The organism is Streptomyces yangpuensis (assembly GCF_024666385.1).
Taxonomy (GTDB): Bacteria; Actinomycetota; Actinomycetes; order Streptomycetales; family Streptomycetaceae; genus Streptomyces; species Streptomyces yangpuensis.
This window is the reverse complement of the sequence record NZ_CP102515.1, coordinates 73,782-91,788: the sequence shown is the minus strand read 5'-3', so window position 1 is coordinate 91,788 and position 18,007 is coordinate 73,782. Positions and strand designations below refer to the sequence as shown.

Genomic DNA, 18,007 nt, shown 5'->3' with positions numbered 1-18,007 from the left:
ACGCCCGCTCCAACGGTTGCATCAGATGCAACATCGTGGCGTCGAACCGAGATCGCCCGAGGCCGAAGGCTTCACCGCCACCCATACGAGTGACGCTCCTCCCTTCCCGACCAGGCCAGGGCACCTGCCGGGCCGTGCGGAATGATGCAGCCAGCGCAACATCGCCTACTTGGAGTCCCAGGCCTCGGCGAGCGGCACCATGTGGTCAATGTCCAACGCGCCAGCCGGCGTGACCTCCCGCTCGTCGTAGTACGACCACCACACTCCACCGGTCAGGGTGCAGCCCGGGCCGATCTCCGGGTACACGACCGCCTCGGCCAGCAGGACCTCGGCGCGGGTGTTGCAGCCGTCGGCCGGGATGTCGCCGGCGTTCCAGTGCCGGAAGGAGGTTCGCTGGTAGCCGGTCCGGTCCTCCACCGCGATCGGGAGCGCGGAGACCGCGACCCCGATCGGCAGGACCTGCGGCACGGCCGCGGCCGGAGCGGCGGGGTGTCCGCTCGCCTGGGCGGCTACGGGCAGGGACAGGGTCACGGCGAGGGCGGCGGCGGCCGCGACAGCGGACCGCTTCATGATCATCATGAGCCGGTTCTACCGGCCCCGGCCGCCTGAGCGACAGGCGGCGCGGACCTGGTTCACCCTCCCGCGCGCGGCGGTTCACCGGCGAAACGCCACTGCACGCCCGGTCCCGGTCGCTCTGCAGCAGTATGGGCCGTCGCCCGGTGGGGCGACGGCCCGTGCCCGCGTGCCGGTCATCGGTGGTGGCCGCACGGTCCAGCTACGGGTTGGTCATCTCACGCAGGATCCCCGGCATGGTGCGGGGATCCGTGGGTGGGTCAGCGGCGGCGGCCCCAGGACTCGGTGTCGACGGTGCGGCCGCGGTCGTCGCGCAGGGTGGCGGTGTCGGAGCGGTTGTCCCAGACGTAGTCGCGGCGGTCCTGGAAGAGGTCGGTGCGGGTGTCGCGGCCGTTGCCGGTGTGGATGCGGATGGTGTCGCGGCTGCCGATGCGGACGTTGTCGAAGCGGTAGCGGTTGCCGTCGTTGTCACGCAGGGTCCAGCCGCGGAGGTTGATCGGGTTGCGGGTGGTGTTGCGGATCTCCACCCACTCGCTGTTCAGGGAGCGGTTCGAGCGGTCGTCGCGTCCGGGGCTGTCGGCCTGGACCCGGCTGATCTCCACCCGCGGGTGCCGCTGCTGGTGCCGGTCCCCGTCGTGCGCGGCCGCCGGCAGCGCGGCGGCGGAGACGATCGCGCCGGCGGCCAGGACGGTGGCGGCGATACGGCGTACGGAGGAAGAAGCAGAAGACATAGGTGGCGCTCCCTCAAGAACAGTCCCCCACCAGCCGAAACAGTCTGGTGGAGGCCTTTGCGGTGTCGGCCCGGATGAGCCGAGGGCCACACTCTCGACCCGACACGACCCCCGCCGCAGCCCCCGCAGACGCCGGTTACCGGACACGGACATATCCGTCACGGTCGCCTGCCGGATGCACGCATTCCGCCCGATCGTGCCCCTGACATTCACTGACCGCTACATCCACCCCCCGCAAACCGGACATCAGGGTCAGTGCGCTCCGGCGCACCACTGGGCGCACTTCTCCGCCGCCTCACCCGCCCGGACCAGCGGATCAAGTAACAGCCGTTCTGCGAAATTCTTCGCATCCATGTCCGTAATTCGCACATTTTACGGACCGTTGGCGGCAGGACTGAAGAGCACTTCGGGCAGCAGCGGGCAGCAGGGCGGACCCGGGAGACCCCCGCGCCTCGCGATAGTCGGCGGTGGCGCCAACCCGCGGCGCCCGGGGTTGCTGCGGCGACACCGCCGGCAGGCACATGGGCATCGCCGGGCAAGCCGGCGTCAGGTGTCGAGCAGGCCCAGTTCGCTGTCGGGCCGGCAGAGCGGGCACGCCACCACGTCGGGGACCGTCAGCAGGATCTCCCGGACGCCCTGCGCGGTCGCCGGGCGGCCGCGGGTGCTCACCGGGCAGTCGCCGGTGTGCACCCGCTCCGGGGTGCGGCGAACGCCGATGCCGTACTCGATCCACCACTGCGGCGGCTCCGGCAGCGGCCGGCGCCGCGCGTTCTCGGCGTCGGCCGCGCGGACGGCGGCGATCCTCTCGTCGACGCGGGCCAGGGTCAGCTCCAGCCAGCGGCGTATCACCAGGAGCTGCTCCAGCGCGGGCGGCAGCGGCAGGAGGGGGTCGGGGCCGGGCACGGCCCTACGCCGCCTCGGGCTCGGCAGGATCCTCCACGGGGCGGGCCCGCTTCTTCAGCTCCATGCGCGCGGACACGACCTCCTCCCGCGCCACGGTCGCCCAGTGGGGATGGTCCACGACCGCGATCGCCAGCTCCCGGATCTCGGCCCACATCCGGTCGACGGTCTCCTTCTCCTCCTCCGACCAGCCGGGGCTGTCGGGGACGTCCCCGCGGTGGGAGAAGCGCTCCCCGCGCGCCCACCCGGGCATCGGTTCCACACTCCACGGCAGCCGGGCCAGGAAGGCCCGATGCTCGGCGTTGGCACGGTGCAGCTGCTCCTGGAGCTTGAGGAGGTCGTCGGGAAAGGAGCGCGCGTCGGATGAGGTCACCACCCAATCGTAAACCTGTTCGATTTAGGTTGGGAACGCGCCGCTCCGCTCCGTCCCCCGTACGGCCTCACCCCGCAGGCACCCGCCTCCTACGGCTCGGGGCTGAGAAACATCGGAACGAGGACCCGCCCAAGCCGCCGCCCCTGGTACGCGCCTGGTGGGGCACCGGCCCGGGACCGCTCGGAAGTCGTCACCGCGGATAACAGGGCATAATCTGTGGGAGGAATTCGCCGCCCCCTCGACGCCGACCACCCGTCAGCCATCCACCGGCGACGATGCAGGCTTAGCGCACGATCCGGTACGGATGCCCCTCAAGCGCCGGCCCGCGCGCGGCAGCCCTGCGTCGCGCCGGAGTCACTTCCGGAAGCGGCTGGGGAAGTCGTTGCGTGCCGCCTTGCGCTTAAGTTCCGCATCATCGGGCTTCAACTCCAACGCGCGGCCGATCAGGGTCTCCTCGGTCTCCACGTTGTCCGGGTCGGGCACACAGCACTCCACCGGACACACCGCCTGACACGCCTCATGATCGTAGAACCCCACACACTCCATGCAGGCGTCAGCGTTGATCACATAGATCTCATCAGCCTCGCTGATTGCATCCGTGGGGCACTCGGGTTCACAGGCCCCGCAGTTGATGCAGTCCTCCGTGATCGTGGTCGCCATGCCGGTCACGCTCCTGTCGGGCCGAGATGAATACACTTCCAGTTACCTAGTGTCACTGTAAATCACTTTACGTATCTGCGGCGGGGAGTGTCGTGCACCGTGACCGTCAACCCGCAGCACGCATCCCGCGCCGCGGGCGGACGCTGTTGGCCGGGCAGTCCGGGTGGATATCGGCGCCGTGCTTTCACCACGCTGTGCCGTTCAGGTTGGACACCGAGGTCCGCCGCTCACGGCCCGTCTCAGGCGCTTCGCGGGGGCTTCCTCTTCGAGGCCGTCTTCTTGGCCGTCGTCTTCCCTTTGGCGGGCATCGGGTGGACGGTGGCCGGCTCGCCGCGGGTGGCCTTCGCGTCCTGGACGGACTTCTCCAGCATCGCCATGAGATCGACGACCTGCGCGGAGGCGGGCTCGGCCAGCTCCGGCGCCGGGGGACGTTCGCCGGCGGCCTTCGCGGCGATGATCTCCTCCAGGGCGACCCGGTACTCATCCCGCATCTGCCTCATGTCGAGGCCGGTCAAGGTCTCTGCGAGGGCGACGGCCGCTTCGACCTCCTCCTCGGACACCGCAACGTCGGGAACCGGGACCTGGTCGGTGGAGCGGATCTCGTCCGGCCAGAGCATGCCGTGCAGGACGATCACGTCGTCCAGCACGCGGAGCAGGCCCAGGCGCTCGCGGTTGTGCCAGGCGAACTTGGCGACGGCCACCTTCGCCGAGCGCTGCAGGGCCCGGCGCAGCAGCTCGTACGGTTTCGCGGCGACGCCTTCGGCGGCGAGGTAGTAGGAGGCACCGATCTGGATCGGGTCGATGCTCTCGGTGGGGACGAAGGTGACGATCTCGATGGCCTTCGCGGTGGGCAGGGGCATCGCGTCGAGGTCGGCGTCGGTGACCGGGACCAGGGTGCCGGTGGCGGTCTCGTAGCCGCGGCCGATCTCCTCCTGGGCGAGCTCCTCGCCGTCGATCTCGCAGACCTTGCGGTAGCGGATGCGGCCGCCGTCGGCGGTGTGGATCTGGCGGAAGGAGATGTTGTGCGACTCGGTCGCCGGGAACACCTTGATCGGGATGGTGACCAGGCCGAAGCTGATCGCCCCGCTCCAGACGGGCCGCACCGCAACCTCCCTAGATGAGCCCCCTCTCCCTGTCCAGCGTCGCACCGGGCCGGCGCAGGTGCGTACGGGTGCGCGGCCATCCGGGCAGGCCCGGGCGCCGGGGCGGGCGTACGCGGTGAGCGCGTCGTCGAGGGTGAGCTCCGGCCTGCCGGCGGGCGCCTGGCGCATCCGTCCTCATGCCGCACGGCCGCCCCGCGGGCGCTCGATCGTCTACACCTACCGCAGGTCCGCCCCGTCCGGGGCGGCGCGAGGAGGGGTGGGACGGCGGGCACTCGACCGGACGGTGCTGGGGCCCTGGCCATCCACGAGGCGGACGTACTCGTCCCCGCCGGCGGGGACCCAGACCGTGCACTCCACCGGCCTGCTGGTCGACGGTGACAAACCAGACCGGCATGCCGACCTGGTAGCGCCAGCTGGCCTGGTGCCCGCTGAGCGCCGAGGAGGCCCGCCGGGCTGTCCGAAGGCGTGAAGGCCTGCGTCCACTGCTGCTCCGATACCGCGCTGGGCGTGATCGACTCTTCACGGCACGGTGAAGCACATCGGGAGAAGCTCGGACTCCTGTAGCTGCCCGGCCCGCACGCAAGCGCGCCGGCACCCAGCTACCAGGCCCCGGTGCCGCCCGGCGCGAACGGCAGCGACCACCCACGAGCTGGCCGCGCCGGGCGGTGCCGGGGGGAGCGGGGGTCCGGGGGCCTTCGCTGGCCAATGCAGTTGCCTTTGAGTTGCGGGGATCGTTGCCCCGCGTGTGACGGGGTGGGGCGCGGGCCGACGGGTACGGATCGGGATTCTGACGAAGGTGTTCACCGCTGAGCTGGTGGACGCGGCGATAGCCAAGCACGACCGGGCCGAGCGGCGCCGCCGACTCCTGCCAGCGAGGCTGGTCGTGTACTTCGTCCTGGCCCTGTGCCTGTTCGCCCGGGAGTCGTACGAGGAGGTGCTGCGAGTGCTGACCAGCGGCATCCCGGGCAGCCGGGCCCTCGCGCGGGTGAACCGGTCGTCGTTGTGTCGGGCTCGCGCCCGCCTCGGGGAGGACGTGCTGGAGACTGTGTTCCGCCAGGTGGCCGGCTCGCTCGCCACCCCGGCCACGCCGGGCGCATGGTGGCGAGGGCTGCGGCTCCTCGCCCTGGACGGCACCCAGTTCGATCTTCCGGATTCGACGAGCAATGGCGACACCTTCGACGGCCCCTCCACCACCGGCGGCGTCCCCTTCGGATTCCCCCAGGTCAGAGCGGTGGTCCTCGCCGAAATCGGAACGCACGGAGTCCTCGACGCTCGCCTCGGCGGCTACCGCGACGGCGAGCGCAGCCTCGCCTACCCGCTGGCCGGCTCCACCGGCACCGGCGACCTGATCATCGCCGACCGTGGCTTCTGGTCGGTCGAGTTCGCTCACGCCTTCACCGCGGCGGGCGCGGATCTGCTGGTCAGACTCCAGTCCAACCACCTCGGCACCGCCCAGGAAGAACTCCCGGACGGCTCGTACCTGTCGATGGCGCGACCGGGAAAGGAAGTCCGGCTCCGAGCCGCGCGAGAGGGCCGAACGCTGCCCAAGCACGTGATCTACCGGGTCATCACCTTCACGAAGGGCGGCAAGGTCGCCCATCTGGGCACGACGCTGCTGGACCCCGAGCAGTACCCGGCCGCCGAGCTGGTCGCGCTCTACCGGGAACGCTGGGAGATCGAGCTCGCCTTCGACGAGATCAAGAACCACCTCGGGCCGGGCGGCCCGATCAGGTCGCGTACACCGGAGGGCGTCCGGCAGGAGCTGTGGGCCTACTTCGCCGTCCACCACGCGATCCGCCAGTTCGCCCACACAGCCGCCCTCGCCCGACCGGCCGTGGACACCGACCGTGTCTCCTAGCTGAAGTGCGTCCGCATCGTCCGCCGCAGCATCCCGTCCCAGCTCGGAGCGACGGCCACTAAACTCACCCGCTCCTTTGCCGAGGCCGGGCGGGAAGCACGTGCACGCCTCCTTCCCGCTCGGCGCAGCCGGGACTGGCCACGCGCGATCAAGAAGCCGAACCGCTGGCCCGTCCTGAGGACCCGAGCCAGACGCGACACGGTGCAGCCCGGCCGCTGGGCCCACAACCAGACCACGAAGCCGAAGAGCAACCGCCGAGCCGGAAGACCGGTGCTCAAGGAGGCGCACGCCGTGCCACCACCGTGAGAGCGCGCTTGTCGGCCGGCAGATGGAGACCAGGTTCATGGGTATGTGAGGATCCGCCTGTGAAGTGCGACGTGTGCGGACGAGCGATGTGGCAGTGGCCTGTGCCACCGACTGCTTGGGCAGAGCAGATCTGGTCCTGCTCCTGGTGCTACGCCTCGACCCATGTGGGCGGCGAGTGGTTCGAGATCTCTCGACCCCCGTACCAGCCCATGGGCATGCGCTGGGAGAGAGCTGTCGCTAACGGCCTTTCCTCCGATGTCTCTCATGCCTTCGGGGCCTACGACACGACGCTGTGCGGGATCCAGCAAGCCGACATGGCACCCTCCGACCACTGGTGGCTGCCAGAAAGGGAGAACGCCTGCGGCGACTGCCGATCCGCAGCGGGCGGCATCGACAGTCGCTGGCCGCAGGCCATGCGAGGCGAGAACGCGCGCATCAGCGTGCCTCGGTCGGCGACCGCGGGATAGCTCGGAGCGAGGCAGCAGCGTTCCCAGGGTGTCTCACCCTGACTGCCGTAAGGCAACTGCATTGGCCGGCGAAGGCCCCCGGGACCACCGGGCCCCGCCACACACAAATCCCCCGAGCGAACGCCGCCCGACGGCCGACGCCCTCACCACGGGACGCAGTATCTCGACCCAGCGTGTCTTCAATTGAAGACACACCTCACCAACGAACCCCGCTAAGTCCCGCGGCAGGCGAAAGGGCTGCGAGGCGTATCCTCCGTCGTGATCACCGCCCGCTAGCGCGACCCTGAGTGAGGTATCTGTGCGTGGCCCGAAGCCGTTAGCCGTCCTCCTGTCCCTGACCGCCGGCGTACTCGCCGGGTGCGGTCCGGCGACTGACGACGCCAAGCCCGCCAGCAGTACGTCGTCGGCGGCCGCGAGTTCATCGGCGCCAGCGAAGCGGCTGACCGCGTACGACCCGCCGCAGTGGTTCGACGCACGGAATCGGGTCCTCCTGCCGGAGGCGGCCACGAAGGGCCGTACCAACCTGGCCGGACAGATCCGTGGCGGCGGCGAGCACCTGCCCGTGCTCCTCCACGAGACCCGCGCGTTCGTAGCCTCGCCCACGGGCGTTCAGGTCATCGACCTCACAGACGGCAGCGTCCTGGGGGAGGAGTCGGCCCGTGGGGAGGCTTTGCGCGAGGACTCGGACGGGTTCATCCTGCCTCCGGTCCTGGCCGGCAACGAAGTGCTGGTGCCGTTCCTGCTGACGACACCCGCCTCCGGCACCCACACCGCGGGCGCGATGGTCGAGCTCGTCGCGATCAGCACGGCGCCCCCGTACAAAGCTGCTTGGCGAACGACGGTCAAATTGCCCGAGTGGACGTTCCAATCCTCTGGCAAGGTGAAGGTCGCAGCGGTCGGCGCGGACGGCGGCACGGCCGTCGTCACCGTGACCGGAGACGACAACGCGGTGTCGTACGGCATCGACACCGCCTCCCACGCGCTGCGCTGGACGCAGCCCGGACTGGAGGCCGTCCACACCGGTACGGGTATGACCGTGGGCCTGTTCCACATCGAGCCCCTCACCTACGTCCCGCTTGGCGTCGACCTCACCACCGGCACCGAGAAGTGGCGCGGGGAAAAGATCTACGCCGCGCGGATGGAAGCGGCCGCGGCCGGCACGGTCCGGATCACGGGCCCTCAGGTCGGCGAGAACGGCGACCAGCTGCTGGACGTCGCCACCGGGAAGGCCCGCGCCACCATGCCGCCGGGGCTGCGCTCGGCCAGCTGCACTTACGACCGCGCTGCGACGTTGGTGTGCACGCCCGGCTTCGCCGTCGTAGGGGTCGACGCGGCCACCGGCAAGCAGCTGTGGGCGCTCAAGGACGGCGAAGCCGGACGCACTCCCCCGACCGTCACCGCCGTCTGGCACGGCCGCATCTATGGGCGCGCAGTCGGCGGCCCCGTGGTCCTGGACGCGCGGACCGGCGCCGACATGCCCACCAAACCCGAGGCCGCCCCGCTCCTCGTCACTGAGTACACCGGGCTGGTACTCGACGACAGAAGGCTCTACAGCTACCCGGTCGGCGGGTAGCCGGCCCGGCGCCGCGCCAGCGACCGGCCTGCGACGGGCACTTGGCAGCCGAGCGGGCGTTCACGGCGGCCGGCGAGCTTCCCGAGATAAACGTCCGAGCCGAACTGGCAGGCGCCGCGGCACCGTGGGGATTGCGCTATTTGTGGATGCGCGCGCACGGCTCACCGTGGGCGTGGTTGAACTCCACGCACAGCTGGGTGTTGTGGGGGAACCTCTTCCCGCCCTTCCACTTCCAGCTGACCATGGACATCTTGGTCAGTGCCGCGGTGACGGGGGTGGCATCCTTCCAGCCGGTGAGCTCGGACCTGTAGCCCTGTGGGGTGTAGGTGATCAGTCGGGCGCGTACGCCGGTCCCGTGGCCGTCGATGTGCGCCCCGACGCCGTCGACCCGCAGGCCCTTGCCATAGACGGAGAGGCCGACCTTTCCGTCCGCCGCTTTGGCGTCGGCGTGGGCGGGGGCGGCGATGAATACGAGACCGGCCGCCGTCATGTAGATCAGTTTTCGCATACCCCATCAACCCGGTCGGGAGCGCGAAGGTCACCGAGGCCAGACCCACTACTGATGCGCTCCGGACGCCCCTCCAGTTCCTTCCCGGCGGCTCCCGTGTCACCGGCTATCGGACAGCGGAGCTGCCGCCGTCGGCCGCCTTCTGGCGGGCGGCAGGCTGGCCGCGTTCGCCGAGTCGGCGCACCACCCGCTGGCGCTCACGGCGTCAAAGGACTGGAGGGCGGCCCAGCCTGGTCATCCGTAACACGGTTCGCCATCGCATGGGCCGGCGGGGCGGCAAGGCACTCGTACGCCTTCGAAGAAGCCAGCCCACCAGGCGGCCAGACCGGACAGCGGGGGCCGCTGCGCAATCGTGTACGCGGCCCACGTCGCGAGGTAGACCGGGATACCAGGGCTGCGGGGGGTGCCTCTATGTCCTTCGTCAAGGACGTGGTGCCGGGTATGCGGGTGTTTGGGGTGGTCATGCGGCGAGGGTGATGGTGGAGGTCCTGGACTCGTAGAAGGTGCCGTCGCGGAGCATGGCGAACAGGACGCTGATGCGTTGGCGGGCGAGTCGCAGGAGTGCCTGGGTGTGGGTCTTGCCGCGGGCGCGTTGGCGGTCGTAGTAGGTGCGTGAGGCGGGGTCGGCGTTCATGCAGGCGAAGGCGGAGAGGAACATGGCCCGTTTGAGCTGCCGGTTTCCGCCTCGGGGTGCGTGTTCGCCGTGGATCGAGGTGCCCGACGACTTGGTGGCGGGGGCGAGGCCCGCGTAGGAGGCGAGGTGGGCTGCGCTGGGAAACCCGGTGCCGTCGCCGACGGTGACAAGCAGGACGGCGGCGGTCCTGACGCCGACTCCCGGCATCGAGGTCAGGACCGGGTGAAGAGGGTGGGCCTCCAGCAGTGTGCTGATCTGGGCTTCCAGTGCCCGGCGCTGGTCATGGACCGCGGCGAGTGAGGTGGCCAGGGACGGGATCACGATGTCGAGGGTGCCCGTGCCGGGAACGATGACGGTCTGCTCGTCGAGGGCGTCGAAGACCTCGTTGATCAGCCTCTGTGCCATCCGCGGGGCCTTGGGCCGGATGAGCTCGACGAGTCTGCGGCGGCCGGCCTTGCGCAGTGCGGCCGGGGATCCGTATCGCTCGAGGAGCCAGGTGACGGCGGGGTGGTCCAGTCGCGGGCCGAGCACGCGCTCCAGCGACGGGTGGAACTGGGTGAGCAGGCCGCGTATCCGGTTGGAGGTGCGGGTGGCTTCTGCGGCGAGGTCCTGGTCGAAGCCGGTCAGCACCGTGAGCTCGGCGGTGATCTCGTCGGTCAGTTCCAGCGAGCGCAGGGTGTGGGGCATGGTGCGGGCGGCGTCGGCGATGACCGCGGCGTCCTTCGCGTCGGTTTTCGCCTCTCCCGGGTAGAGGTCGGCGATCCGTCGCATGGCCAGTCCGGGCAGGTAGGCGACCTGGCAGCCCGCGTCCCGGGCGACGGTCAGGGGCAGAGCACCGATCGAGGCCGGCTGGTCCACGATCACCAGCACCGTGCCGAACTTCGCGGTCAGCTTGTCGAAGACGGCCCGCAGTCTCGGTTCGCTGTTGGGCATCGGCTTGTCGAAGACCTTCTTGCCCGCCGGCGTCAGCCCGTGGCCGTGGTGGGCGGTCTTGCCGACGTCCATACCCAGGAAGACGCCCACATCGCCGGTGTCGAACACTGTGCTCTCCACTCCTTCGGTGCGGCTGGCCCGTCGGTGTCGTACTCGCGCATCCACGTTATGCAGACCTGCCGCCCGCGAGCGACCGGGCATTGCGCCTGGTCAGGCGGTGGTCGGACCTCTTATCAGCGTCTCCGACGGCACCCCTCGGGCCCGGTGACACCACCCCCCAGGTCATCCGTTCGACAGGGGGACACAGTCATGCCGGGCCCGGAGGCCAGCGGCCCTCTTGCAGGACCGCGAAGAACATAACGGGGGGTGCAGTTTGGCCAGCCAGGCCCGGCTCCGGCCGGTGTTGCGGTAGTACATCGTGTGCCGTTCACTTAGTCCGGAGGAACGCACAGGATAATTACAGTTATCCTGTCGGGATGCTGACTCCGAATCAGAATGACCCGCAATCAGGTGAATCACCCGACATGCCGGGCCCGGAGGTGGCGGCCGAGCTCGTTCCCGTCCCGCCGGCCGGAGAGCTGTCGACCGGCGTCCGCGATCCGCGCGACCTGTGGCCGGAGCACGCGCGCAAGCTCTACGCCCTCCTCGTCTGCCTGTACGGCAAGGGCGACGTCCTGCCCCCGCTCGCCGGGGCCTGGATCGCCAACCAGCGCTCAGACAACACCCGACGCGCGTACGCCCGCGGCTTCAAGGTCTTCGAGGAGTTCGCCCGCGAGCACGGCACCCACCCCATGGCCGTCAAGTTCGCCCTGGCCGACGCGTTCCGGCTGTGGCTGGAGCAGACGCCGACCTGGGTCCGGGTCAAGGGCGGTCGGCGCAACGAGATGATGCGGACCGGGAAGCCGTACTCAGACGCCTCGCGGGCCAACGCTCTGTCGGCGGCCTCCTCGTTCTTCTCCTACTGGGACAAGGTCAGCGACGACGGAGTGAAGAGCCCCTTCGACGCGGTCCAGCGGCCGGTGATGGACCCGGACTACTCGCCCACGCCCGGCTACACCGAGGAGGAGTGGGCGAAGCTCGTGGCCACTGCCCGGGACCACCACCGCATCTCGGCGTACCGCAAGCGCGCCTACGCCCTGCTGCTCATGCTCTACACCCTCGCCCTGCGTATCGACTCCCTCCTCAACGCCCGCGTCGAGGACCTGGACGAGGACATGGGCCACCGGGTTCTTCACCTGGAAAAGATGAAGGGCGGCGGCCGGAAGAAGAAGCCCATCCCGCCGGTGGCCTGGGACGCGCTCCAGGTCTACCTCGACGGACGTACCTCGGGATGGCTGTTTTGCACGTCTTCCGGCGCCCAGCTCGACGAACCGGCCGTCTGGCGCCTGTGCAGCGCGCTCGCCCGCCGCGCTGGCCTGCCCGAACGCGGCCCACACGGCATCAAGGGCGACAGCATCACCCACGCCCTGTCCAAGCCGAACGCGCGTCCAGACAAGGTCCAGGCCTGGGCCGACCACAAGGACTCACGCACCACCCAGCGCTACAACAAGCGCAGGCAACGCCTCGACGACAGCCCCGGCTACGGACTCGGCGCAGACCTCGCCGGCGCGCTGGCACCCGACACAGACTGATCGAGCCCCACGGCCGGTCGCCCGCCGCTTACGCAAGAGCCTCCTCGACGACAGCCCGGGGTACGGCCTCGGAGCTGACGTCGCCGGCGCCCTGACACAGGGGCAGGACTGATCGCTTCGCCTCAGGCTGAGGCCCTCGCCGAGTTTCTCGTTCGGCATGTTGCCGACCAGCATCACCACGTCGGCACCGGTGCTGCGTGTCACCTCGCGCGCTCGGCGTTCGCTCGTTGGAGATCACCCTCCGGCGTGTCTGGGACACGCGAGCATCCCCTCCCCAAAGCTGAGGTCATGCCGTGCGATACGCCTCCGGGCCGTGATCCACGACGCGCCTTCACTCGGACGCAGAGAGCCCTCCTCTACCTCGCCCACGGCGGCACCTGCGATGCCTGCCAGGCCCCGCTACGCCGTGGATGGCACGCCGACCATCGCGTCCCCTGGGCGGCAGGGGGGAGGACCGAGATCGAGAACGGGCGGGCACTGTGTGCCCCCTGCAACCTCCAGAAAGGGGCCCGTCACGTGGAGTGGCCGACCCTGCGCGACTGCCAGAGAGAAGCGTTCGACCAGTACATGGCCGACCGGACGCGGAAGCTTGCGTGGCTGGCCATGCTCACACCCGGCGCCGGAAAGACGATCTTCGCTCTGTACTGTGCGGCAAAGCTCAAGGAAATGGGGGTCGTCTACCGAGTCGCGGTCTACGTCCCCTCGGACTCGCTGCGCCAGCAGTGGGCAGACCAGGCCGCCCGGTTCGGGCTGCACCTGATGCCGGTAAGTGACCCGTCTGACTATAGGGACCGCGAGTTCGACGGGTTCGTTGCGACCTACGCCCAGATGAACGCCACGGGTGCAGATCTCGCCTTCAAGGCCGTCGTGGACTCCCCGACCATCGCCATCCTGGACGAGGTGCACCACCTCGGGGACAGCAGGGCCTGGGCGACGGGAACGCAGCGCGCGCTGACCCATGCCGAGAACATCCTGATGCTCACGGGCACCCCGTGGCGGTCGGACGACTGCGACATCCCGTGGTGCGAGTACGAAGCGGACCCGAACGACCCCAGCCAGAAGCGCGTCGTCGTCGACTTCTCGTACGAATACGGCGAAGCTGTCGCCGACGGTGTGTGCCGCGCCGTGGAGTTCCACTCCTACGACGCCGAGCTGCGCTACCTCGACGTCGGCAGCGAGGTGAAGCAGTCCCTCCGCGACCACGGCCGAGGCCGCGAGCTGGGCCGGATGTTCAACCACGTCTTCGACCCTGACCAGGCATGGACGCCAGGTCTCCTCGCGCGGGCCCACGAACTGCTCATGGACCGCCGCAAAGACGTCCCCGACGCGGGAGGACTCGTCGTCACCGACAAGGCCGAAACGGCTCGGGCGATCGCGCGAATCTTGGCGGACATCAGCGGCCAGCAGCCCACGATCGTCGTCAGCGAGGACGACGAGGCCGTCAACAAACTGGAGGCGTTCCGCCACGACGGTGAGAAGCAGTGGATCGTCGCCATCCGCATGGTCTCCGAAGGCGTGGACGTCCCACGACTCATGGTGGGCTGCTACCTCAGCCGGTGGAAGACCCCCCTGTTCTTCCGCCAGTACATGGGCCGCTTCGTACGTAACCGGCCCGAGTGCCCCGCAGACGCCTTCGACGCGCACGTGATCATGCCCGCCGTGTCCGTCTTCATGGAGCACGCCGCCCAGGTCGAGAACGAGCTGCGGGACCTGTCCCGCGTCGACGACGAAGAAGACGACTGGGACGACGAGCCGGACCCCAGCGGCCACACGGGTGGCTGCGTCATCCCCGGGCAGGCGGCGGTATGGGACGAGCCAGCCGGACCCCACACCGGCGGCGGAGCGGGCGCAAGAGCAGGCACAGGTCGGGCGCATCTGCTCGAAGGGGACGGGAGCAACGGGCAGCTCGGCCTGCCCTTCGATCCTCCGCCGGCTGTGGAAGTCATGGCCCCTGAGTTCTTCCGCTCCGACCTACGGGGCATCCCCCAGGCGTCGCCTGTGTACCTCCACGGGGAGCAGAAGTGCCGGGAGAAGGGCATCCCGATCACCTACGCCCGCCAGCTCGCGGACGTCCTCGCCGAGTCCGCCCCGGTGACGATGCCGACCCCGGTCGTCTACCCGGAAACCCCCAAGTTCAAGAAGAAGCGTCTGCTGCGCAAGCGCGTGGACACCATCATCGGGAAGCTCGCCGCCATGCAGGCCCGCGAGGCCGGGGAGAGCGGCGCTACGGCCGTCGGCCTGCGGAAGAAGGCGATCAACACTGACCTCATGGTCCGCTTCAACGTCAAGCGCGAGTACGCGGGCCTGGCCACGCTTCGGAAGATGGAGCAGCACCTGACCCACGCCGTCGAGAAGTTCACGGCCAAGACGGGGGGCCACAGTGGCCGATGAACTGCGAGAACGCGGCCAGCTTGTTGCCTCCCTCGGCTCCTCGCTCCGCTCCGGCAGAAACTCGCTGGGCACTGTCCCCAAGCTTCTGGAGGATCTTCTCCTGGACGGCGGGTGGAAGGACTTCGTCACCCAGCTCGGGGACCACGTCACGTACGCGGACGACGACTTCGAGACGTTCGTGTGCGCGCTTCCCCTCAAGGGCCTCGGAGCCAGCCTGGACCTTGTAGAACTCATCATCGGCGACCGCAACGACCTCCTCGCCGAGTTCTACAAGGTGGCCTCCCGGCGAGACGGCCGCCCTCGGAAAACTGATGACAATGTCCTCAGTTCTCCAGACGAGGAAGCCGCGCTGCCGTCGCCCCGCAAGGGCAGGCAGGCGGGGAACTCCAAGGAATCAGCGATCCGCCGCCTAGGCCGGGAGCGCCCGGATCTCCTGGCGAAGGTCACGGCTGGGGAGCTCAGCCCGCACCGGGCATCGATCCAGGCGGGATGGCGCAAGGAGACCGCCACCATCCCGCTGGAGGATCCGGAGAGGATCGCTCAGGTCCTCGTCCGAAGGTTGGAGCGCTCTGGAGCCGCCGCCGTGGAAGCGGCTCTGCGGCGGCTCCTGGCCACCGAGGACGAGGGCTGATGTGAGGTGCTGGTGAGCACTTTGCTGCTTCGTCGTCTCGGCCGCGGGCCGTACGCACCCACACTCTGCTCAGCGCTTGGGCTGCCGACGGCAAGCCCGCGGGCTTGCCGGGCTCCCTGCGCAGACAGTGAGGTCGGGCCCGGCCCCGTTCACACCCAGGGCTCATCCTCGGGAGGAAGAGTGCTGAGCATCCCCGGCTAGGGCACCAGCATGCCCCGGCCCGCCCCCGGGCAGTGCGCGCCGCTGTGGGACGCGGGATGGCGGTGGCCGGGCACCCTGAGGCTGTACTCGTGTCCGGCCTGCCCGCCCGTCGTCGTAGTCACGGCCGACGGCCGGCACATGATGCCTAGGCGGCCGGGGTGACTTGGCGTCATGTCCGGTCTATCGCCTCGGATATCGCACAATTATCCGAGGCGATCCGCCACGCGTAGCCGCATTGCGCCCACACAGGACGTCGGCGCCTTCACAACAAACGATCTGCTCGTATCGCTCCCGGTCTTGTGGCCTTCGTCGTCTGGTCTAACTCGACGGCGTCCGGGCGGCCTGCCCGGGCCGCCCGCGGTGAGGATGTCGAACAACGGGGCCATCACAATCGCGGCGGGCTACTTTGCACCGTGGGGCAGGGATAGGCGACGGGGCCGACACACACCGCACGATGGCTGCAGGCGCGGCCGACGAAGGAGGTGGTGAGTGAGTGCCGCAGCGCGTTGGTGCCGACGCTGGAGGGCTGCCCGTCAGTAGGACAGCCCCCAAGCCTCACTTGCCGCGGCCAGGTCGGCGCTCCGGACCGGCGTCCCTGCTGGGTGCCGCAGGTGGTTGCTTACTCGTACCCTGGGTCGGCTCCTCCTTGCCTTGTCTGGTGGGCCGGGTGGTAGTGCTGCGTGTCCTGGCGGCAGAAGCGTCGACTCGCCGGCGAACGGTGCCCGGCGCCGGTGGCGGTGGCGGTGGCGGTGGCGGGACCAGCGTAAGAAGACGTTCTGGACCATCCACGGCGATGAACGCCTCCAGCCCTCCGGGTGCAAAGCCGTTCTTCCACGCTTCGTTGCCCGCGCGGTATGCCGTTCTGATGTCCGAGGTGTGGTATTCCAGCGGAGGCTCGACGGTCCTTACCTTCCGGTTGAAAATTTCCTCGAAGCTGGCGTTGCGAATCAGGTCGAATCCCTCGCCGCTGGCGGTAGGGAAGACGAGGTCGAATCTTTCCGGAGGGAACATCCGGTTGAATCCGCCCGGGTCGAGTTCCGGGCGGGTGATCACGCGCACGGTAACCCGGTCCTGGAGCCCCACTGCGTCGATCGTCGCCTGCCAGAATCCGGCGCGCTCCTCGGCGGACATGGGGTTCTTCGCCGGTGACGTGTTCGCCTCGCAGCCGGCGTAGAACTCGCGGAGATGTTCCGGAACGGGTGGCATTTGCTCCGGCCGGGCCTCCAAGTCGAGAACTCCTATCTCCAGGGACGGGAAATCGCGCAGAATGGTGCGGACGGTGTCCAGGTGAGCGATGGAGACGATCTGGTAGCGGCCGAAGGTGACTGCTGGGCGGTCAGTGATGGGCCCCGCATCCGCGTCGGGATGAAGCAGGGGGGCGGCGAATTCGAGCGCCCGCTGCAGCCGTGGTTCCCATTCGGGTGCCATCCGGGCCTGCAGGCTGGCGTGCAGGGTGAGGTAGGCGCGGCTCTGTTCCAGGGTGAACGGCTGGTTGCGTACCTCCTCCAGCACGGCACGTGTGGCCACCGGCAGGCGCAGCTCACCGCTGTCCAGGCGTTCGTTGCGGTGCACCGGGTGTGCGCTCCCGCGCTGGTAGACGGCCTGCCCGGAGACTCGGGGGTCCGCGTCGAGCCAGTCAGCGACCTCGGCAAGGTGGGTGTACCGCTGGTCGTGCAGGTCTGCGGCGACGATCCGCCCCTGACCGGTCATCTCGTGACCGACTTGGTAGCGCTCTAGAATGCCGAGTTCGCTCGTCGCGGCCGAAGAAGCGAGCAGCGCCGCTTCGATTCGGTAGGGCGCCCTGCCGTCGGCCTCAGCGGACAGCTTGTCGAGGAGGCGGTCTGAGACCTCCCGGTCGCGCAAGCCATGCTCGACGATCAGATGTGAGCCGCGCTCCACGAGGTAGTCGATCGCCGACTCGAACCAGATCCTCGACTGGACCTGGATAAGGTCGTCGGCCAGCTGCGGACCGTGCGCCGCGCGCAGGCGCTGGTACTCGGGGTGAAACCCCCGAACCGCGTCCACGTCAATCACGACGGGCCGGGCATCCACCGGGTAGGTCGCTTTGATGTCCTGCGCGAGGACGGTCTTTCCGGCTCCCGGGGGCGCGCTCAGCACTGTCGCGACGGGCTGATCCTGTGGGACGGCGCCGGCGAGCAGCGTCTGGGCGATCTGCTCGAAGATCAGATCGGACTGCTCCTGCGGCAGCACATATGTCCGGTCGACTCCGGGGTCCGTCACCGGTTCAGGCCCTCCGTTATGGACTTCAGGACCGGCGCTTCACGGTCCAGGACCTCCTGGACGGAATCGGCGTCCCGCGGGTCGAGCGAGTTCAGTAGCGAGGTCCATCGGTCGCGCTTCTCGGACCATTCCTCCTTGCCGGCCGCCACCTGACTGGCGGCGTGACCGATTAGCTGCAAGAGGACATCACGGGCCACTTCGTAAGCCGCGCCGTTCCAATTCGGAAGCTGTCCCATGTCTTTTTGCGTCATCGTTTCCAGTACCCTTCTCTACCCTTGCCGGAGTATGGATAT

Annotated in this window: 14 protein-coding genes and 3 pseudogenes; 6 read left to right on the top strand and 11 right to left on the bottom strand. The window is 69.2% G+C overall.

Annotation, left to right across the window (positions count from 1 at the left end; genetic code table 11):
- Window positions 1-171: 171 nt before the first annotated feature.
- From NRK68_RS34180 to ku, 6 genes and pseudogenes are all read right to left on the bottom strand, one after another.
- A pseudogene (locus tag NRK68_RS34180) lies at window positions 172-576 on the bottom strand (HNH endonuclease); the annotation flags it as partial.
- 257 nt (window positions 577-833) lie between these two features.
- Window positions 834-1,304: a lamin tail domain-containing protein gene (locus tag NRK68_RS34175; RefSeq protein WP_257858069.1), complete on the bottom strand. Its 471-nt coding sequence runs from the start codon at window positions 1,302-1,304 to the stop codon at window positions 834-836.
- A gap of 546 nt (window positions 1,305-1,850) precedes the next feature.
- Complete coding sequence (locus tag NRK68_RS34170; protein ID WP_257858068.1) at window positions 1,851-2,207, bottom strand: DUF6233 domain-containing protein; 357 nt, start codon at window positions 2,205-2,207, stop codon at window positions 1,851-1,853.
- A gap of 4 nt (window positions 2,208-2,211) precedes the next feature.
- Window positions 2,212-2,577: a DUF8825 domain-containing protein gene (locus NRK68_RS34165; protein WP_257858067.1), complete on the bottom strand. Its 366-nt coding sequence runs from the start codon at window positions 2,575-2,577 to the stop codon at window positions 2,212-2,214.
- Window positions 2,578-2,931: 354 nt separating this feature from the next.
- Window positions 2,932-3,237 carry a YfhL family 4Fe-4S dicluster ferredoxin gene (locus NRK68_RS34160; protein WP_257858066.1) on the bottom strand — a complete coding sequence of 102 codons (306 nt, stop codon included), beginning with the start codon at window positions 3,235-3,237 and terminating at the stop codon, window positions 2,932-2,934.
- Between the two features lie 239 nt (window positions 3,238-3,476).
- Window positions 3,477-4,340, bottom strand: coding sequence for a non-homologous end joining protein Ku (gene ku / locus NRK68_RS34155; protein ID WP_257858065.1), 864 nt, complete (start codon window positions 4,338-4,340; stop codon window positions 3,477-3,479).
- 745 nt (window positions 4,341-5,085) lie between these two features.
- Here ku and NRK68_RS34150 point away from each other — a divergent pair.
- A complete protein-coding gene (locus NRK68_RS34150) occupies window positions 5,086-6,198 on the top strand; it encodes an IS4 family transposase (protein ID WP_257858064.1) in 1,113 nt (370 codons plus the stop codon).
- A gap of 1,071 nt (window positions 6,199-7,269) precedes the next feature.
- A complete protein-coding gene (locus NRK68_RS34145; protein WP_257858063.1) occupies window positions 7,270-8,544 on the top strand; it encodes a PQQ-binding-like beta-propeller repeat protein in 1,275 nt (424 codons plus the stop codon).
- Between the two features lie 136 nt (window positions 8,545-8,680).
- Here the strand turns inward: NRK68_RS34145 and NRK68_RS34140 are convergent, their stop codons facing one another.
- The 3 genes and pseudogenes from NRK68_RS34140 to NRK68_RS34130 form a co-directional block, all read right to left on the bottom strand.
- Window positions 8,681-9,052 (bottom strand): hypothetical protein, encoded by a 372-nt coding sequence (locus NRK68_RS34140; protein ID WP_257858062.1) that lies wholly within the window; start codon window positions 9,050-9,052, stop codon window positions 8,681-8,683.
- 205 nt (window positions 9,053-9,257) lie between these two features.
- A pseudogene (locus NRK68_RS34135) lies at window positions 9,258-9,439 on the bottom strand (glycosyltransferase family 2 protein); the annotation flags it as partial.
- A gap of 73 nt (window positions 9,440-9,512) precedes the next feature.
- Window positions 9,513-10,691, bottom strand: a complete 1,179-nt coding sequence (locus NRK68_RS34130) for an IS110 family RNA-guided transposase (protein ID WP_257858264.1) — start codon at window positions 10,689-10,691, stop codon at window positions 9,513-9,515.
- 452 nt (window positions 10,692-11,143) lie between these two features.
- Between NRK68_RS34130 and NRK68_RS34125 the strand changes: the two genes are divergently transcribed.
- From NRK68_RS34125 to NRK68_RS34115, 4 genes and pseudogenes are all read left to right on the top strand, one after another.
- Window positions 11,144-12,250, top strand: coding sequence for a tyrosine-type recombinase/integrase (locus NRK68_RS34125; RefSeq protein WP_257858061.1), 1,107 nt, complete (start codon window positions 11,144-11,146; stop codon window positions 12,248-12,250).
- Window positions 12,251-12,538: 288 nt separating this feature from the next.
- Window positions 12,539-12,751 (top strand): annotated as a pseudogene (locus NRK68_RS37005) (HNH endonuclease); the annotation flags it as partial.
- Window positions 12,752-12,766: 15 nt separating this feature from the next.
- Window positions 12,767-14,641, top strand: coding sequence for a DEAD/DEAH box helicase (locus NRK68_RS34120; RefSeq protein ID WP_257858060.1), 1,875 nt, complete (start codon window positions 12,767-12,769; stop codon window positions 14,639-14,641).
- Complete coding sequence (locus tag NRK68_RS34115; protein ID WP_257858059.1) at window positions 14,631-15,272, top strand: hypothetical protein; 642 nt, start codon at window positions 14,631-14,633, stop codon at window positions 15,270-15,272. Before NRK68_RS34120 ends, NRK68_RS34115 begins: the two co-directional genes overlap by 11 nt.
- A 756-nt stretch (window positions 15,273-16,028) precedes the next feature.
- On the opposite strand, the gene NRK68_RS34110 is transcribed toward NRK68_RS34115, so the two are convergent.
- Both NRK68_RS34110 and NRK68_RS34105 read right to left on the bottom strand, forming a co-directional pair.
- Complete coding sequence (locus tag NRK68_RS34110) at window positions 16,029-17,714, bottom strand: zeta toxin family protein (RefSeq protein WP_257858058.1); 1,686 nt, start codon at window positions 17,712-17,714, stop codon at window positions 16,029-16,031.
- Complete coding sequence (locus NRK68_RS34105) at window positions 17,711-17,965, bottom strand: hypothetical protein (RefSeq protein WP_257858057.1); 255 nt, start codon at window positions 17,963-17,965, stop codon at window positions 17,711-17,713. Before NRK68_RS34105 ends, NRK68_RS34110 begins: the two co-directional genes overlap by 4 nt.
- Between the last annotated feature and the right edge of the window lie 42 nt (window positions 17,966-18,007).

What these genes read in the sequence shown, in the direction of transcription:
- NRK68_RS34105 (WP_257858057.1), bottom strand. Translation starts at nt 17,965, where the DNA reads ATGACGCAAAAAGACATGGGACAGCTTCCGAATTGGAACGGCGCGGCT.
- NRK68_RS34175 (WP_257858069.1), bottom strand. Translation starts at nt 1,304, where the DNA reads ATGTCTTCTGCTTCTTCCTCCGTACGCCGTATCGCCGCCACCGTCCTG.
- NRK68_RS34130 (WP_257858264.1), bottom strand. Translation starts at nt 10,691, where the DNA reads ATGGACGTCGGCAAGACCGCCCACCACGGCCACGGGCTGACGCCGGCG.
- NRK68_RS34160 (WP_257858066.1), bottom strand. Translation starts at nt 3,237, where the DNA reads ATGGCGACCACGATCACGGAGGACTGCATCAACTGCGGGGCCTGTGAA.
- NRK68_RS34125 (WP_257858061.1), top strand. Translation starts at nt 11,144, where the DNA reads ATGCCGGGCCCGGAGGTGGCGGCCGAGCTCGTTCCCGTCCCGCCGGCC.
- NRK68_RS34140 (WP_257858062.1), bottom strand. Translation starts at nt 9,052, where the DNA reads ATGCGAAAACTGATCTACATGACGGCGGCCGGTCTCGTATTCATCGCC.